Below are 17550 nucleotides of genomic sequence, written 5' to 3'. Positions count from 1 at the left end.
TTCGGGCGGCGTATTTCGTTTGGTGGCCATGCCACGCGGCGGGCATCAGGAGTGGAAAATGGTGACCCCGAGTGGATTCGAACCACCAACCTGCCCCTTAGGAGGGGGCTGCTCTATCCAGTTGAGCCACGAGGTCACGCTGCCAGTGTTTTGCGGTGAAAACACCTGAAAGGCAAGGGAGAAGGCGGCGTGGGGAATCGCGATGCGGGTGTGCGGCCTCTGCGACGCAGGGGGTGTGCGGCTGTCGTCATCGCCCGGAAAACCACTGCTCCAATCTCTTTCCGCGCCCAGAAGAGGCGATTTCTTCTGCCTTCCTTCATGGTAGCATCTTCTGCCTGCAGATCTTCTCTGTGCGGCGCTAGAGGAGGAAACCATGGATACCGACCGACACACCGTCACGGTGCGTAACGCGGCGACCCATTCGTATCGCCCCGTCAGGCACCTGCAAGAGAACGGCAATCTTCACGACGAAGCCCATCTGGTATGCGACATCCCGGTGCTCGGCGAAGATGGACGTATCGCGGCATGCTATGTCCCGCTGCATCCTCATGTGCAGGAATAGACCGGGGCGCAACTGCCGGTGAAAGACGGGGACGGCGGTGTGGCATCGCCGTCTCCTCATATGCGACGGCCGCCCCCGAAGGAACGGCCGCAGGTCTTGTTGCAGATCGTGCCCCTGTCGGGGAAATCCGCCTCAGCCATCCGCCGCCTGATAATCCGGCAGGGCCTGGAGCGCATCCTTGCTGAGGCTCACATAGCCCCGGATCTGGTCGTCGGCATTCTTGTAAAGGGTCACCTGCTCCGGCGTCAGGGCGACGGGCTTTGCGCCGATCCCCAGAAAGCCGCCGACATCCATGATGATGCGGGTGACGCTGCCGTCCGTGCCGACCTCAAGATCCGAGATCGTCGCGACCTTCTGGTCCTCCGGATCATAGAGATCGACGCCCTTGAGCTGGTCGACCGTCACAGTCCCGATCGCCGTTTCGGTATAGCCTTCAAGCGGCGAGGGGTTGGTGGTGGCCCCCGGCGCAACCGACGGCGCGGCATCGGGTGTCCCTTGCGGCGCCATGTCGGCGGGTTCGTTGCCCATATCCTGTTGCGCCTGCTGCATGGCATCCGAGGGCGCCTCGGTCTGTGCCAGAACCATGCCTGGTCCCCCGACCAGCATCGTCGAAGCGAACACCGCCGTGATCATCCTGTTGTTACGCATGTGTTTCCTCCTCATGTTATGTCTCGATCAGGTCACGGGAAGGAAACGCCCCGGCGGATGATAGGTTCATCCATTCCGTGGCGTCAGGAGGAAAACGGCGAAAACACGCCGGATGACGCCCGAACGATCGGCACATGCCCGCGCATGGGGATTGATCGTCCCGCGGGCGCACCGACCAATCTTTGCGCAGGACGATGCGATGCCCCGTTCTCCCATCGTCAACACAAAGGCTGAAAATTGTGCATTGCCCGGCCTTATAGTGCAGCTTGCAGAAAACGGCACAGCGAGACTCGACGTGGCGCCCGACACGGGGTCATCATTGAATCATTAACCCGAAAAATGGAGATTCGTTTTGTCTGAGATTGAAGACTTGGCGGCACGCATCGCCAGATTAGAGGAAATCATCGCCAGCCTGTCGGCCTATTCCGGCGCAGCGGATCAGGTGCTGGGGGCCAGCCTGTCCACCATCGCATATAAGGTGCAGTATCCGAACAGCCGATTGTCGCTGCCGGCGTTCGACCCGCCAAGCGGCCTTTTGCCCGAGCATCTGGCGGCGTTCAGGCAAATATTCCGGTAGACCCGTTCCCGCCCGGACAGGCGAAAGAATCACGACCCCGAAAGGCCGCGATCCGGCCACCGCGCGGGACGGCGGCGACCGGAGGATGGCAGCCGGTCAGAGGTCCTTCACCAGCCGCAGCGCATCGTAGATCGCGGCATGGGTATTGCGGGCTGCCACCGCGTCGCCGATGCGGAACAGGCGGAACGCCCCTTCGGGATTGCGCTCGACCTGTTGCTGCCCGCCGGTCGAAAGCGCCTCGTAGTCCACCTCGCCGAGATTGGAGGACAGCGGCTTCAGCTCGAAATACAGCTCGTCCAGCGGGCGGGTGCCGTGGTTGACGACGACCTGATCGACGATCCTCTCGCGCGTGAAATCGCCGTAATCGCTGCCCAGAACCGCACGCAGCTGGTTGCCCTCGCGCGTGACCGACAGCAGCCGCCAGGTGACGGTGAAGGTCGTGTCGCGCTTTTGCAGGTTGCGCATATAGGGCACCAGATTCATCGCCATCACCTCGGGCGAAAAGCTGCGGTCGGGGGTGACGATCTCCACCGCCGCGCCGGTTTCCGAGATCACGTCGGCCGCCTGCAAGGCCGCATGGTCCCCGGCATCGTCAAAGATCAGCACGTTGCGCCCGGGCTTCACATCGCCCGCCAGAATGTCCCAGGCCGAACAGACAAGCTCGTTACCCTCGGTCAACACTTCGGTATGGGGCAGGCCGCCGGTGGCGATGATCACCTCGTCGGGATTGGTGGCCAGAACGGTATCGGCATCGGCGAAGGTGTTGAAATGGAACTGCACCCCGTGCTTTTCGCATTGCCCCATCCGCCACGCGATGATCGAGATCATCTCGCGCCGGCGTTCCTGCAAGGCGGTCAGGCGGATCTGCCCGCCGGGCTGATCGGCGGCCTCGAAGACGGTGACGTCATGGCCCCGCTCGGCAGCGACGCGGGCGGCTTCGACCCCCGCGGGACCGGCGCCGACGATGGTGATGCGCCGCTTCGCCGCAGCGGGCGGGATCGTCTGCGGCATCGTCTCTTCGCGCCCGGTGGCCGGATTGTGCAGGCAGAAGGCCATGCCGCCCTGATAGATCCGGTCAAGGCAGTAGTTCGCGCCGACGCAGGGGCGGATGTCATCCTCGCGCCCCTCGATCACCTTGCGCACCAGATGCGGGTCGGCCATATGGGCGCGCGTCATCCCCACCATGTCGAGCTTTCCGGACGCGATCGCATGGCGCGCGGTCGGCACATCGGGGATCTTGGCCGCATGGAACACCGGGAAGCCGGTCGCGGCGCGGATCTCGCCCGCGAAATCCAGATGCGGCGCGTTGCGCATTCCCTGCACCGGGATCAGGTCGGTCAGCCCCGGGTCCGTGTCGATATGCCCCTTCACCACATTCAGGAAATCGACCAGCCCGCTGTCGCGCAGCTTGCGCGAGACCTCCATCCCCTCGGCCTTGTCCATGCCCCCGGGCATGTCCTGATCGCCGGTGTAGCGCAGGCCGACAATGAAATCCGGCCCCACCCGGTCACGGATCGCCCTGAGCACGTCGAAGGTGAAACGCAGCCGGTTGTCGAGGCTGCCGCCATAGGGCGCGTCCAGATCGTTGGTCAGCGGCGACCAGAACTGTTCCAGTAGATGGCCGTAGGCCTCCAGCTCAATCCCGTCGAGGCCCGCCGCCTTCATCCGCTCCGCCGCATCGGCGAAATCGGCGATCACCCGGGTGATGTCCCAGTCCTCCATACGCTTGGGAAAGGCGCGGTGCGCCGCCTCGCGTTCATGGCCCGGCGCGATCACCGGCAGCCAGTCGGCCTTGTCCCAACGGGTGCGTCGACCCAGATGCGTCAGCTGGATCATCACCGCCGCGCCGTGGTCGTGGCATTCGTCGGTCAGCTTCTTCATCCAGCCGACGACCTCATCCTTCCACGCAAGGATGTTGTTGAACACCGGCGGGCTATCGCGCGAGATCGAGGCCGACCCCGCCGTCATCGTCAGCGCCACCCCCGCCTTCGCCCGTTCCACGTGATAGGCCCGGTAGCGGTCCTTCGGCATCCCGTCCTCGGGGTAAGCCGGTTCGTGGCTGGTGATCATGATACGGTTGCGGAGCGTCAGGTGCTTCAGTTGATAGGGCTGCAAAAGCGGATCGTTCGACATCGGGGCTGCCTTTTGGGTGGGATGCACAGGCAGATTTCGCAAAATGTTCATATGTGTCAAGAAAAGGTTCTTCAGTGACCATTTAATCCGTCGCATATGGCCATTTCCACGACACATCTGATTATTTTCGTTGCACGACGCCAAAGGCGCCTGTAGCCAAAAGCGATGAAGGATCGTGACGCCACAGAAGACGCCCCCGAAACCGGCTGGCGAGGCTCGCCCGAGGGCTGGCTGGACGCGGCCTATGAAATGCTGATCGAAAAGGGCATCGACGCGGTCAAGATCATGCCGCTCGCCACCCGGCTGAAACTGGCGCGGACCAGCTTCTACTGGCATTTCCGCGACCGCGAGGCGCTGCTCGCCGCCCTCGCCGACCGATGGGTGAGCCGCACCACCCTGCCCCTGATCGCCGCGGCGGGGGAATATGCCGACAGTGAGCCCGAGGCGATGCTGAACGTCATCGGCTGCTTCATCGGCGAAACCTTTGACGACCGGCTGGAATTCGCGGTGCGGAGCTGGGCCTTGCAGGATGCGGGCATCATGGACCGGGTGCAGGGGGAGGATGTGAAGCGTCTGGCGGCGCTCTCCGACCTCTTGCGCAAATGGGGCCACGACCCCGAGGACGCCGAGGTCCGCGCCCGCACCATCTATCTGGCGCAGATCGGCTACATCTCGATGCAGGTGCGCGAATCGCTGGCTTTGCGCATGGCGCGCATCCCGCATTACGTGGCGATCTACAGCGGCGGCAAATTCCCCGCCCCGCGCGAGATGGCGCGGTTCCATGCGCGCCACGGCTATACCGAAGGAACAGAGGCATGAGGATCGGGATCATCGGCGCGACCGGCTGGCTCGGCTCGGCGCTCGGGGGACGGCTGCTGGCGTCCGGGCATGCGCCGGGCAATCTGATCCTGCTCAACCGCAGCGGGCCGCGCGCCGATTACCACGGCTACCCGGATGTCGTCTGGGCGCGGGACGTGGACGAACTGGCGGCGGCAAGCGACCTGATCGTCCTGTCCATCCGGCCCGAGGACTGGGCCGCGCTGAAGCTGCACGCCCCGGACCGGCTGGTGGTGTCCTTCATGGCCGGCGTCGGGATCGACCGGCTCGCCCCCTGCGGCGCGCGCATCGTGCGCGCCATGCCGAATGCGGCGGCGGAAATCGGCGCCTCCTATTCGCCCTGGGTCGCCGGGCCGGGCGTGACCGATGCCGACCGTGCGGCGGTGACGCGGCTGCTCTCGGTGATCGGAACCTCGGATGAACTGACGGGTGAATCGCAGATCGACCTGATGTCCGCCGTGCCCGGATCGGGCGCCGCCTATCCGGCCCTGCTCGCGCTGGCGATCATCGGCTTTCTGCGCGACCGGGGCATCACCGAAGACATCGCCATCCGCGCCGCCGAGGCCGTGGTCTGCGACGGCGCCCGGCTGCTCAAGGGACAGGTCGGCCAGTCGGCCGAAATGATCGCCGCCTATCTCGATTATCAGGGCACAACCGCCGCCGGGATCCATGCGGCGCGCGACGCGGGCTTCACCGAAAGCATCACCGCCGCCCTGACCGCCGCAACGGCGAAGGCGCGGCATCTGGGGTGAGGTCGCCCCCTGGCGCCCCCGAAGAACGCAGATTGCTCCTGTCATCCCCCTTCATCAAACCGGAAAGCCCCTCCGTCCACCCCAAGACCTGCGGCCCCATCCGCAACCCGGCCCGTCAAAGACTGCGCGCCCCCGGCAAGGCCTCTCTTCTCATCATCTTTCCGAAAATATCCCGGGGGTGAGCCCGGCACGGGCGAGGGGGCTGGCCCCCTCCTTCCCCATCCGCCATCGCCACGGCACACATGAAAAAGCCCCGGCAAAACCGGGGCCTTTCGTCATGCCAGCCTCGAACCGGATCAGCCGATCGCGGCGGCTTTCACGTCGTCGTCGATATAGGGCACATATTGCGCGAAATTGTCCGAGAACATCCGCACCAGCTTTGCCGCCTGCGCGTCGAAGGCGCCCTTGTCGGCCCAGGTGTCGCGCGGGTTGAGCAGGGTGGAATCGATCCCCGGAACCGCGACCGGAACCTCGAAGCCGAAATTCGGGTCCTTGCGGAATTCGACGTTGTTCAGCGAACCGTCCAGCGCCGCGGTCAGCAGGCCGCGCGTCGCGCGGATCGGCATCCGCTTGCCGACACCATAGGCGCCGCCCGTCCAGCCGGTATTGACCAGCCAGCAATGCGCGCCCGTCGCCTTGATCTTTTCCTGCAGCAGCTTGCCGTAAACCTCGGGCCGGCGCGGCATGAAGGGCGCGCCGAAGCAGGTCGAGAAGGTCGGGATCGGCTCGATCACGCCCACCTCGGTCCCCGGCGTCTTCGAGGTGAAGCCCGAAAGGAAGTGATACATCGCCTGAGCGGGCGTCAGCCGCGCGATCGGCGGCAGCACGCCATAGGCATCGCAGGTCAGCATGATGACATTGCGCGGCTGCCCGCCGAGCGAGCTTTTCGACGCATTCGAGATGTAGTCGAGCGGATAGGCGCACCGCATGTTGTCGGTGATCGAATTGTCGGTGAAGTTCAGCTCGAACGTCTCCGGATCGAAGGTCATGTTCTCGACCACCGTGCCGAACATCGAGCAGGTCGCGTAGATCTCGGGTTCCGCCTCGCGCGACAGGTTGATGGTCTTCGCGTAGCAGCCACCTTCAAAGTTGAAGACACCCTCGTTCGACCAGCCATGTTCGTCGTCGCCGATCAGGATGCGCGACGGATCCGCCGACAGCGTGGTCTTGCCGGTGCCCGACAGGCCGAAGAAGATCGCCGTATCCTCGATATGGTCGATCGCATGGTTGGCGGAGCAGTGCATCGCCATGATGCCCTTGCCCGGCAGGATGTAGTTCAGCAGCGTGAACACGGATTTCTTGTTCTCGCCGGAATACTGGGTGTTGGCGATCAGGATGATCTTCTTGTCGAAGTTCAGCGCGATCACCGTTTCCGAACGGCAGCCGTGCCGCGCCGGATCCGCCTTGAACGACGGGCAGTTGATGATCGTGTATTCGGGCTCGAAGGTTTCCAGCTCCTCGCGCTCGGGACGGCGCAGCAGGTGGCGGATGAAGAGCCCGTGCCACGCAAGCTCGGTCACCACGCGCACGTCAAGCCGATGCGCCGGATCCGCGCCGCCGAACAGGTCCTGAACGTAGTACTCCCGGCCCTTCATGTGCTCGATCATGTCGGCGTAGAGAAGGTCGAACTTCTCGGCCTCCATCGGCGCGTTGTTTTCCCACCAGATCGTGTCTTCGACCGAGGGGCTGCGCACGACGAACTTGTCCTTGGGCGACCGGCCGGTGTGCTTGCCGGTGGTGCAGTAGAAGGCGCCGCCCTTGCCCAGGGTCCCCTCGCCGTTCTTGAGCGCTTCCTGGATCAGCGCGGGTTCCAGCAGGTTGTAATAGACATTTCCCAGACCAGTGATGCCCTGATCTTCCAGGCGCTTCGCCGGGTTCACACGTCCGATGTTCATCTGTTGCTCCCGCTGCCGATACGGCGTCTTGTGGGTTCCTCCCGGCATCTTCGGCCACAGAAGACACCGATCCCGCGCAGTCGGACCACGCGGGATGAGCCCGTATAACATGGCGCTTCGGCGAAGGAACAGCGTGCTTTCCATGCGTTAGCGCAACCACGGCGATCTTTAGCGCAACCATCTTGCGCGGGTCTCGCAGGTGCTGCCCAAGCTGGCGAAAACAGGCGGGAAATACGGCGGAATTAGCCAAATATTGGCGTTTTGGGCATCAGATGATTCGAACGCGGGGCGATTCGTCGCACCCGCGCGACGTGTTAATCAGTCTCGCCGTGCCGATGCAGGCCAAACTACAGGAATGCCCGGATATGTCCCGAATTGCCCTGGTCGATGATGATCGAAACATCCTGACCTCCGTCGCCATGACGCTTGAGGCCGAGGGATATGAGGTCGAGACATTCACCGACGGGCAATCCGCGCTGGACGCCTTTTGCAGGAAGCTTCCCGACATCGCGGTTCTGGACATCAAGATGCCGCGGATGGACGGGATGGAACTGCTGCAAAGGCTGCGGCAGCGCACCACCATGCCGGTGATCTTCCTGACCTCGAAGGAGGATGAGATCGACGAGGTGCTCGGCCTGCGCATGGGGGCGGACGATTACGTCAAGAAGCCCTTCAGTCAGCGGCTGCTGCTGGAACGCATCCGCGCCCTGATGCGCCGGCAGGAGGCGATGAACGCCGACGCCACCGCCCCGCCCGAGGAAAACCGCATCATCACGCGGGGGGAGCTGACGATGGACGCGCTGCGCCATGCCGTCACGTGGAAGGGCCATGACGTGGCGCTCACCGTCACGGAATTCCTGCTGTTGCAGGCCCTCGCGCAGCGTCCGGGCTTCGTCAAGTCGCGCGACCAGTTGATGGATGTCGCCTATGACGATCAGGTCTATGTCGACGACCGGACCATCGACAGCCACATCAAGCGCCTGCGCAAGAAGATGCGCGCGGTCGATCCGGATTTCTTCGCGATCGAAACGCTCTATGGGATTGGCTATCGCTACAATGAGGCCTGATCCGGCACGGGGCACCCTGAACGGGGTCCCAAGGACGACATGGCTGCGCCGCCTGACGAACCGGGGCTGGCGCCCCTCGATCCGGCTTGGCCATTCCCCCCTGACCCGCAAGATCATCGCCTTCAACCTGACGGCGATCCTGTTGATGGTCGTGGGGGTTCTCTCGCTCAACCCGTTCCGCAACAGCATGGTCGTGCAACAGCAGAACGCCCTGATGCGCGAAGCCGATCTTCTGGCACTGCTGTTTGCGACGCAGCTGGACAGCGACGGGACATTGCCCGTCGGAAGCCTGCGGAACATGATCCTGCCCGGGGGCAGCGTGCTGCATCTGTTCGATTCCGCGGGAAACCTGCTGGCCGAGACGATGCCGCCGGCCCGGCCCGCCACGGCGGCGCCGGAACAGCGGCAAGGCGGGTTTCTTTCGGCCCTCCTGAAGGCGACCTCCGGCCTTCGGCCTGCCGACACCGCCGCCCCGCCGCCCGACCGTCTGGAGGCGGCGCGGTCCCTTGTCGCGAAAGCCGCCGTGCAGGGCACCGCCACGCTCAATGCGCATGATGCGCGGGGCCAGCCGGTCTTCGGCGTCGCCAGACGGATCGAAAGCGGCGGCGGCAACCATGTCCTGTCCCTCACGATCATCGACGGCGAAATCGACGGCGAGATCGACGGCCTGATGCGGGTCCAGCGCGAACAGGTGCTGCAGGTCTTCGTCATCGCCATCATCGTGTCGATCGGTCTGAGCCTCGTGCTGGCCTCCGCGATCTCCAGCCCGCTCGCCGAACTCGCCCGCGCGGCCGAAGCCGGACAGACCCGGCACGGGCAAAGGCGGGCGCGGGCACGGGTGCGCATCCCCGATTTCGACTCCCGCCCGGATGAGATCGGCCGCCTGTCCACCGCGATGCGCCAGATGGTCGACGCGCTGTATGACCGGATCGACGCGAACGAACAATTCGCCGCCGATGTCGCGCATGAGATCAAGAACCCCCTCGCCTCGCTGCGCTCGGCCGCCATGTCGCTGACCCGCGTCCTGCGCGAGGACCAGCGGCAAAAACTGATCGCGATCATCGACAAAGATGTCGGCCGCCTCGACCGGCTGGTCAGCGACATTTCCAACGCCTCCCGGCTCGACCGTGATCTGGTGCGGGAGGATGAGGAAAGCTTCGACCTCGCGCGCCTGCTCGCCCAGCTCTGCGCGCATTACCGGACCGAGGCCGAGGCCCGCGGCATCCGCCTTCTGGACGACCTGCCCGCCACGCCCGTCGTCATCACCGGGCTGGAACCGCGGCTGGCGCAGGTCTTCGTCAACCTGATCGCCAATGCGCTCAGCTTCACCACGACCGGCGGCACGATCCGGGTGCAACTGCGCCGACACGGCAAGCGCCTGCTGATCGTGATCGAGGATACCGGCCCCGGCATCCCCGACGAGGCGCTGACGAAGGTGTTCCAGCGTTTCTACTCGCAACGTCCCGCAGGAAGTTTCGGCGAACATTCCGGCCTCGGCCTTGCGATCTCAAGACAGATCGTCGAGGCTCATGGCGGTGTGATCTGGGCGGAGAACATCCGCCCCCCCGACGCGGAACCCGGCTCGCCGCCAGGCGGGGCGCGTTTCGTGGTGGGGATACCGCTTTGAGGGGGCAGATGGACAACATCCATGCCACGGCGGTGGCGCTCGACGCAGACAGGGGCGTGCTGATCACCGGGCCGTCGGGCGCCGGCAAGTCCGAGCTGGCGCTGCGGCTGATGGCCTTCGGCGCGCGTCTGGTGGCCGACGATCGCGTCGATCTGCGGGTGGCGGAGGGGCGGCTGATCGCCTCCTGCCCCGCCCCGCTCGCCGGGATGATCGAGATGCGCGGCATCGGCATCCTTGGCGCCGATCCCCTGCCCGAGGCGCGGATCATCTTGGCCGTCGACCTGGGCCAGCAGGAGACCGACCGCCTGCCGCCCCGCCGCAGCCGCGATTTCCTTGGCGTCAACCTGCCCCTTGTGCTGCGCCTGCATCGCGGCCATCTTGATGTGGCGGTGCTGCAATGGCTCAAGGGTGGGAGAGTCGCGTGACGTCCGAGACGGTGCAGGGAAATGCGGGCAACCCCGGCGTGCAGACGCGGGTGGTTCTTGTCATGGGGCCGTCCGGCTCCGGCCGCACCACGGCGATCGCCGCGCTCGAGGATTTCGGCTACGAAACGATCCACAACCTGCCGCTCAGTCTGGTGCCGCGGCTGATAGACGGGCCGCTCGACCGGCCGGTGGCGCTTGGGCTAGACGTGCGCAACCGCGATTTTTCCGTCGCCCGGATGATCGAGCTGATCGACCGGCTGACGCGCAATCCGGCGTTGAAACTGGAACTGCTGTATCTGGACACCCAGCCCGATGTGCTGGTCCGCCGCTATTCGGAAACCCGCCGGCGGCACCCGCTGGCGCCGGCGGATGCGCCGCTCGAAGGCATCCGGCAGGAGGTCGACCTGCTCGCCCCGATCCGCGCGCGGGCGGATGTTCTGATCGACACCTCGGCCATGACGCCGCACGACCTGCGGGCCGAGGTCGGGCGCTGGTTCGACATGGGCCATGTCGCGCGGCTCGTAGTGTCGATCCACAGTTTCAGCTACAAGCGGGGCGCGCCGCGCGGGCTCGACATGATGTTCGACTGCCGGTTCCTGTCGAATCCTTACTGGATCCCGGCGCTGCGTCCGCTGACCGGCTTGTCGCCCGAGGTGGCGGATTACGTCGCCAGCGACCCGCGCTACCGGGAATTCATCGCAAAGGTCAAGGATCTGCTATTGTTTCTTCTGCCCGCCCATGTCGCCGAAGGCAAAAGCCACCTGTCCATCGGCTTCGGCTGCACGGGCGGCCAGCACCGTTCCGTCGCGGTGACCGAAACCATAGCCAAGACCCTTGCGGAGGCAGGCTGGCAAGTGTCTAAACGTCACAGGGAATTGGAACGGCAGGCGCAGACCCTGCCAGAGGTCAGGACAGGAAGCGGCGCGTGATCGGAATCGTGATCGTGGCACATGGGGGGTTGGCGCGGGAATATCTCGCCGCGGTGGAACATGTCGTGGGTCCGCAGCAGGGCATCCGCGCCATCACCATCGAGGATGACCACGACCGCACCGCCAAACAGGCCGAGATCCGCGCCGCCGTCGATGCCGTCGATGCGGGCGATGGCGTCGTCGTGGTGACGGACATGTTCGGCGGCTCGCCCTCCAATCTCAGCCTTCTGGCCTGCGAGGCCTGCGAGCGTGAAATCATCTATGGCGCCAACCTGCCGCTGTTGATCAAGCTGGCGAAATCGCGCAGCCTCAGCGTCCATGCCGCCGTCGCCGCGGCGCTGGATGCCGGGCGGAAATACATCAACAGCTACTCGATTTACGGAACAAGCGCGAAGTGAGCGTCACCAAAGTCCTGAAGATCGTCAATGAAAAGGGCCTGCACGCCCGTGCCTCGGCCCGTTTCGTGGAGGTGGTCGAACAGTTCGACGCCGAGGCCGAGGTCGAGAAGGACGGCATGAAAGTGTCCGGCGATTCCATCATGGGGCTGCTGATGCTGGCCGCCTCGCGCGGCACCTCGATCGAGGTCACGACCGAGGGGGCCGAGGAACAGGCGCTGGCCGAGGCGCTGGAAACCCTCGTCGCGGATCGATTCGGCGAAGAGATGTAACAAGCCGACACGCCCCCCCGAATACCCCACCGAATGCGGCGCGCGGCGCCCTGCGCGAGGCGGGAACCGGCACAGGTCACGAACCTCCCCGCCCTTCAGTGCAGGTCTCCCCGAACCGGCCTTCCTGCCGTCGTTTTTCCACAAATATCCCGGGGGTGAGGGCCGAAGGCCCGAGGGGGCGGCGCCCCCTTGCCACCCCTCCGCCCGCGCGCACGCATCCGGCTCTGGACTGCGCTTCAGGCAAGCCTGCCGTGGCAATGCTTGAACTTCTCGCCCGAGCCGCAGGGGCACGGGTCGTTCCGCCCCGGATTGCCCCAGGTCGTCGGGTCGTTCTCGTCGAACCCCGGCCGGGCATCGGGATTTCCGACCGGCAGGGCCTCGGGCGTTTGCGGCGCGGTGGGCTGCGTCGGGTTCGGGTCCATCTGGATGCCCATCTGCGCCATCTGCTGCCGGATCATCGTCTCGCGCTCTTCCTCGGTCAGCGGGCGGATCTGCGCCAGCCGCTTGGTCACGTCGAAGCGCAGCCCGTCAAGCATCGTCTGGAACAGCTGGAACCCCTCGGTCTTGTATTCCGACAGCGGGTCGCGCTGCGCATAGCCGCGGAAGCCCACGACCGAGCGCAGATGTTCCAGCGTCACCAGATGCTCGCGCCAGCGGGTATCGATCGCCTGCAACAACAGCTGCTTTTCAATCTGGTGCATGGTTTCCAGACCGAAGGCCGTGGATTTCTCGGCCATATAGGCGTCGGTCTTTTCTTCCAGCCGGCGGGTGATGTCCTGCTGGTCGACGCCGTCTTCCTCGGCCCATTCGGCGATGGGCAGGTCCATGTTCAGGTTTTCCAGGACCGAGGCGTGCATCCCCTCGGCATCCCACTGATCGGCATAGGTCTTGGGCGGCATGTAGCGGTCGACGATGTCGGCGATCACCTGCAAACGCATGTCGCGGGTGATTTCGGAAATATCCTCGGCCTCCATGATCTCGCGGCGCTGGCTGAAGATCGCCTTGCGCTGGTCGTTCATCACGTCGTCGAATTTCAGCAACTGCTTGCGGATGTCGAAGTTGCGCGCCTCGACCTTGGATTGCGCGCGTTCGAGCGATTTGTTCACCCAGGGGTGGATGATCGCCTCGCCTTCCTTCATGCCCAGCTTCGACAGCACCGCGTCCAGCTTGTTGGAGCCGAAGATCCGCATCAGGTCGTCTTCCAGCGACAGGAAGAACAGCGCCCGGCCCGGGTCGCCCTGACGGCCGGAGCGGCCGCGGAGCTGGTTGTCGATGCGGCGCGATTCGTGCCGTTCGGTGCCTAGGACGAACAGGCCGCCTGCCTCCAGCACCTTCTTCTTTTCGTCGTCGTGCTTCGCCTCGATGCTGGCGCGCACCTCGTCGGGGTTGGCGTCGGGATGGGCGGCGAGTTCCTCATGCACCTGCATCTCGACATTGCCGCCCAGCTGGATGTCCGTCCCGCGGCCGGCCATGTTCGTGGCGATGGTCACGGCGCCAAGGCGCCCGGCATCGGCGACGATCTTGGCTTCCTGTTCGTGCTGACGCGCGTTCAGCACGTTGTGCGGGATGCCTTGCTGCGTCAGCATCTGCGACAGCAGTTCCGATTTCTCGATCGAGGTGGTGCCCACCAGCGTCGGCTGCCCCTTTTCATGGGCTTCCTTGATCGCCTCGACCACCGCCTTGTATTTTTCCATCGCGGTCCGATAGACGCGGTCGTGTTCGTCCAGACGGGCGACGGGGCGGTTCGTCGGCACCTCGACCACGCCGAGCTTGTAGATCTCGGCGAATTCCTCGGCCTCGGTCATGCCGGTGCCGGTCATGCCCGACAGCTTTTCATACAGCCGGAAATAGTTCTGGAAGGTCACCGAGGCCAGCGTGACGTTCTCGGGCTGGATCTTGACGTGTTCCTTCGCCTCGATCGCCTGATGCAAGCCATCCGACAGGCGGCGCCCCTTCATCATCCGGCCGGTGAATTCGTCGATCAGCACCACCTCGTCGTTCTGCACGACATAGTTCTGATCCTTGTGGAACAGCTTGTGCGCCCGCAGCGCCTGATTGATGTGGTGGACGAGCGTGGTCGATTCCGGGTCATACAGCGTCTGATCCGCCGGCAGGAGGCCCACCTCATGCAGGCGGTTCTCCATGTATTCGTTGCCCTCTTCGGTGAAGGTGGCATTGCGGGTCTTTTCGTCGATCGTGTAATGCTCGGGCTTCAGCTCGGGGATATACTGGTCGACGGCATTGTAAAGCTCGGACCGGTCCTGCGAGGGGCCGGAGATGATCAGCGGCGTCCGCGCCTCGTCGATCAGGATCGAGTCCACCTCGTCGACGATGGCGAAGAAATGCCCGCGCTGCATCATCTCAGCGACGGAGCCCTTCATGTTGTCGCGCAGATAGTCGAAGCCCAGTTCGTTATTCGTCGCATAGGTGATGTCGGCCTGATAGGCGACGCGCTTTTCATCATCGGGCTGGAACGGCACGACAACGCCGGTCGTCAGGCCGAGGGTGCCGTAGACCTTGCTCATCCATTCGCCGTCGCGCCGGGCGAGGTAGTCGTTCACCGTGACGACATGGACGCCCTTGCCCGCCAGCGCGTTCAGATAGGCCGGGAAGGTCGCCATCAGCGTCTTGCCCTCGCCCGTCTTCATTTCGGCGATATTGCCCTGATGCAGGAAGATGCCGCCCATCAGCTGCACGTCGAAGGCGCGCAGGCCAAGCGCGCGGCGCGCCGCCTCGCGGCAGTTGGCGAAGGCTTCGGGCAACACGCTGTCGAGGCTTTCGCCCTTTTGCTGCACGCGCTCCTGCAATTCCCGGGTCTTCGCCTTGATCCCGGCCTCGTCGAGTTTCTGGAATTCGGGCTCCAGGGCGTTGATCTTTGCGACCAGCGGACGGATCGATTTCACCTTGCGGTCATTCGGCGTCCCGAAGACCTTTTTCGCGATAGTTCCGAGGCCGAGCATGTTTTCCCCGCGGGCTGGTATGACCAAATCGTGTGAATTGCGGCCTTGCCGCCTTTTGCGCGCCCGCCTAGAACGGCTAGCGAAACATGGGCGGACGGGCCTTCACCGGACCCTTGGCGATGTAAGGGCCGCCCGACACAGTGTCAACGCTGCGGGAGGCCCGCAGCCCATCACGGAGGCGTTCATGCCGAAACTCACGAAACTTCTGGGCTCGGTCGCGATTGCGGCCTGTCTCGCCGGGGCAGCCTTCGCGCAGGACACGAAGGATCTCAAGGCCGATACGGTCGTGGCCACGGTGGACGGGCAGGATGTCACGCTCGGCCAGATGATCACCGTGCGCGAAGGCCTGCCGCCGGAATATCTGCAACTGCCGGACGACGTGCTGTTCAACGGCATCCTCGACCAGCTCGTGCAGCAGACCGCGCTAAGCAAGATCGGCGAGGGCATGAAGACGAAGAAGGATGACATCGCGCTTGAGGTCGAGCGCCGCGCCTATCTGGCGGGGATCGTGCTGGACAAGACCGCGACGGATGCGGCCAGCGACGCGGCGATCCAGAAGGCCTATGACGAGAAATACGTCAACGCCGCGCCGGGCGTCGAATATCATGCCGCCCACATCATCGTCCCCACCGAGGATGAGGCCAAGGCCGTCAAGGCCGACATCGACGGCGGCAAGGATTTCGCCGAAGAGGCGAAGGAAAAGTCGCAGGACGGCGCCGCGCAGAACGGCGGCGATCTGGGCTGGTTCACGCTCGACAAAATGGTCCCCGAGTTTTCGGAAGTCATCGCCACGATGAAGCCCGACGAAGTCGTCGGCCCGATCCAGACGCAATATGGCTGGCATGTGGTGAAGCTGTTCGACAGCCGCCCCGCCCAGACCCCGACGCTGGATGAGGTGCGCGATCAGATCTCCGCCGAACTGCGCCAGACCGCCGTGCAGGACCGCGTGACGGACACGCTGAAATCGGCCAAGGTCGTCAAGGAAACCGATGGCCTTGATCCCGCCGTGCTGAAAGACACGACGATTCTCGGCAAATAAGGCGCGCGTTCGGGGGATAGCGTTATGGCGAAGAAGAAAGACCTGAAACAAAAGGTCGAAAAGCTGCGGGAAAAGGTGCGGGAGCTGAAGGCTCTCGCCACCGAGACGGCCGGCGATCTGATGGAAGAGATCCGCGACGAGGTCGTGCAAAGGGCCTCGGAGGCCGCGGCGAAGGCGAAGGCCAAACATCCGGTCTCGCCGCTTGCGCCCGAGGCGTTCCCCGAGCTGCCGGTGATCGACGGAGTCGAGTTCGCCGCCGCCGCCGCCGGTGTGCGCTATGCCGGGCGGACGGACGTGATGCTGGCGCGGATCGCGCCCGGCGCGGCCATCGCCGGGGTCTTCACCACGTCCTCCACCCGGGCGGCCTGCGTTCTGGACTGTCAGGCCAAGCTGGGCGTTGCCGTTCCCGCCGATGCGGGCGCGGCGATCATCGTGAATTCCGGCAATGCCAATGCCTTCACCGGCGCGCTCGGTCAGGCTTCGGTCGATGCGGTGACGGGCGCGGTGGCGGAAAAGCTGGGCGTCCCGGCGTCGCGGGTGTTTTCCTCCTCGACCGGCGTGATCGGCGAGCCGCTGCCGCATGAAAAGATCGTCGAGGCGATCGACGCGCTGAAATCCGGCCTCGACCCGAAGGGGATGGAGGCCGCCGCCCGCGCGATCATGACGACCGACACCTTCCCCAAAGGCGCCTGCGCCGATGTGGCGGTGGAGGGCGGCACGATCCGCATCGCCGGCATCGCCAAGGGATCGGGCATGATCGCGCCGAACATGGCGACGATGCTGGTCTATATCTTCACCGATGCGAAGATCTCGGCCGCGAACCTGCAAAAGATCCTCTCGCGGCAGGTCGGCGACACGTTCAACGCGATCACGGTGGACAGCGACACCTCGACCTCGGATGCGCTGATCGTCGCGGCGACGGGCCGGTCTGCGGCGCCCGAGATCTCGGATCTGCGGTCGAAATCCGCCCGCGCGTTTGAAGCCGCGCTGAAGGGCGTGATGCTCGACCTTGCGAAACAGGTGGTGCGGGACGGCGAAGGCGCGACGAAGTTCATCGAAGTGCGGGTGACGGGTGCCGAATCGGCCGCCGACGCGCAGAAGGTGGCCTTCGCCATCGCCAATTCGCCGCTGGTCAAGACCGCCGCCGCGGGCGAGGACGCGAACTGGGGCCGCGTGGTGATGGCCGTCGGCAAGTCCGGCGCCAAGGCGGAACGGGACCGGCTGCGGATCAGCTTCGGCGATCTGGTCCTTGCGGAAAACGGCTGGCGCGTGCCTGATTACAGCGAGGAAGCGGCCTCCGCCTACATGAAGAACAGCGAGCTGGTAATCGACGTCGATCTGGGCCTTGGCAGCGCCGCAAAGACGGTGTGGACCTGCGACCTGACGCATGGCTACATCGACATCAACGCGGATTACCGTTCGTGACCGCGCA

At 64.8% G+C, this 17550-nt stretch carries 16 protein-coding genes and 1 tRNA gene; 12 read left to right on the top strand and 5 right to left on the bottom strand.

The features are described from left to right. Positions 1–59: 59 nt before the first annotated feature. A tRNA-Arg gene (locus tag D2T30_RS18350) sits at positions 60–136 on the bottom strand. Positions 137–373: 237 nt separating this feature from the next. On the opposite strand from D2T30_RS18350, the gene D2T30_RS18345 reads away from it, so the two are divergent. Then, positions 374–562 (top strand): hypothetical protein, encoded by a 189-nt coding sequence (locus tag D2T30_RS18345; protein ID WP_128186819.1) that lies wholly within the window; start codon positions 374–376, stop codon positions 560–562. Positions 563–694: 132 nt separating this feature from the next. On the opposite strand, the gene D2T30_RS18340 is transcribed toward D2T30_RS18345, so the two are convergent. Continuing rightward, positions 695–1210 (bottom strand): PRC-barrel domain-containing protein, encoded by a 516-nt coding sequence (locus D2T30_RS18340; protein WP_164881677.1) that lies wholly within the window; start codon positions 1208–1210, stop codon positions 695–697. Between the two features lie 370 nt (positions 1211–1580). Between D2T30_RS18340 and D2T30_RS18335 the strand changes: the two genes are divergently transcribed. Further along, entirely contained in the window at positions 1581–1787 is a 207-nt protein-coding gene (locus tag D2T30_RS18335) for a hypothetical protein (RefSeq protein ID WP_128210081.1), read from the top strand. 96 nt (positions 1788–1883) lie between these two features. Here the strand turns inward: D2T30_RS18335 and hpbA are convergent, their stop codons facing one another. Next, positions 1884–3920, bottom strand: coding sequence for an N-methyl-L-proline N-demethylase HpbA (hpbA, locus tag D2T30_RS18330; protein ID WP_128210080.1), 2037 nt, complete (start codon positions 3918–3920; stop codon positions 1884–1886). 165 nt (positions 3921–4085) lie between these two features. Here hpbA and D2T30_RS18325 point away from each other — a divergent pair, with 165 nt between their 5' ends. Both D2T30_RS18325 and D2T30_RS18320 read left to right on the top strand, forming a co-directional pair. Beyond that, the gene (locus D2T30_RS18325) at positions 4086–4739 is read left to right on the top strand and encodes a TetR/AcrR family transcriptional regulator (protein ID WP_128210079.1); all 654 of its coding nucleotides are present in this window, start codon (positions 4086–4088) and stop codon (positions 4737–4739) included. Further along, positions 4736–5509, top strand: coding sequence for a pyrroline-5-carboxylate reductase family protein (locus D2T30_RS18320; protein ID WP_128210078.1), 774 nt, complete (start codon positions 4736–4738; stop codon positions 5507–5509). Before D2T30_RS18325 ends, D2T30_RS18320 begins: the two co-directional genes overlap by 4 nt. A 296-nt stretch (positions 5510–5805) precedes the next feature. Here D2T30_RS18320 and D2T30_RS18315 read toward each other — a convergent pair whose 3' ends face one another. Then, positions 5806–7404: a phosphoenolpyruvate carboxykinase gene (locus D2T30_RS18315; RefSeq protein ID WP_128210077.1), complete on the bottom strand. Its 1599-nt coding sequence runs from the start codon at positions 7402–7404 to the stop codon at positions 5806–5808. 365 nt (positions 7405–7769) lie between these two features. Between D2T30_RS18315 and D2T30_RS18310 the strand changes: the two genes are divergently transcribed. The 6 genes from D2T30_RS18310 to D2T30_RS18285 are packed head-to-tail and all read left to right on the top strand — an operon-like array spanning position 7770 to position 12119. Beyond that, entirely contained in the window at positions 7770–8471 is a 702-nt protein-coding gene (locus D2T30_RS18310; RefSeq protein WP_128210076.1) for a response regulator transcription factor, read from the top strand. Then, complete coding sequence (locus D2T30_RS18305) at positions 8461–10098, top strand: sensor histidine kinase (RefSeq protein ID WP_164884358.1); 1638 nt, start codon at positions 8461–8463, stop codon at positions 10096–10098. Before D2T30_RS18310 ends, D2T30_RS18305 begins: the two co-directional genes overlap by 11 nt. 8 nt (positions 10099–10106) lie before the next feature. After that, a complete protein-coding gene (locus D2T30_RS18300) occupies positions 10107–10523 on the top strand; it encodes an HPr kinase/phosphorylase (protein ID WP_128210074.1) in 417 nt (138 codons plus the stop codon). Continuing rightward, positions 10520–11452 (top strand): RNase adapter RapZ, encoded by a 933-nt coding sequence (gene rapZ / locus D2T30_RS18295; protein ID WP_277749564.1) that lies wholly within the window; start codon positions 10520–10522, stop codon positions 11450–11452. The genes D2T30_RS18300 and rapZ overlap by 4 nt, the downstream gene beginning before the upstream one ends. Further along, complete coding sequence (locus D2T30_RS18290; protein ID WP_128186841.1) at positions 11449–11850, top strand: PTS sugar transporter subunit IIA; 402 nt, start codon at positions 11449–11451, stop codon at positions 11848–11850. The genes rapZ and D2T30_RS18290 overlap by 4 nt, the downstream gene beginning before the upstream one ends. After that, positions 11847–12119 carry an HPr family phosphocarrier protein gene (locus tag D2T30_RS18285; protein ID WP_164884357.1) on the top strand — a complete coding sequence of 91 codons (273 nt, stop codon included), beginning with the start codon at positions 11847–11849 and terminating at the stop codon, positions 12117–12119. The genes D2T30_RS18290 and D2T30_RS18285 overlap by 4 nt, the downstream gene beginning before the upstream one ends. Before the next feature lie 236 nt (positions 12120–12355). Here D2T30_RS18285 and secA read toward each other — a convergent pair whose 3' ends face one another. Continuing rightward, positions 12356–15079: a preprotein translocase subunit SecA gene (secA, locus tag D2T30_RS18280; protein ID WP_128210072.1), complete on the bottom strand. Its 2724-nt coding sequence runs from the start codon at positions 15077–15079 to the stop codon at positions 12356–12358. Between the two features lie 184 nt (positions 15080–15263). Between secA and D2T30_RS18275 the strand changes: the two genes are divergently transcribed. Both D2T30_RS18275 and argJ read left to right on the top strand, forming a co-directional pair. Next, positions 15264–16118 (top strand): peptidylprolyl isomerase, encoded by an 855-nt coding sequence (locus tag D2T30_RS18275; RefSeq protein ID WP_128186845.1) that lies wholly within the window; start codon positions 15264–15266, stop codon positions 16116–16118. A gap of 24 nt (positions 16119–16142) precedes the next feature. Further along, complete coding sequence (gene argJ, locus D2T30_RS18270; protein ID WP_128210071.1) at positions 16143–17543, top strand: bifunctional glutamate N-acetyltransferase/amino-acid acetyltransferase ArgJ; 1401 nt, start codon at positions 16143–16145, stop codon at positions 17541–17543. Positions 17544–17550 lie beyond the last annotated feature (7 nt).

Origin of the sequence: Paenirhodobacter populi, from assembly GCF_004022215.1 — a bacterium.
Classification (GTDB): domain Bacteria; phylum Pseudomonadota; class Alphaproteobacteria; order Rhodobacterales; family Rhodobacteraceae; genus Rhodobacter; species Rhodobacter populi.
Note: the sequence above shows the minus strand (reverse complement) of the source record. Positions and strands in the feature narration are given on the sequence as shown.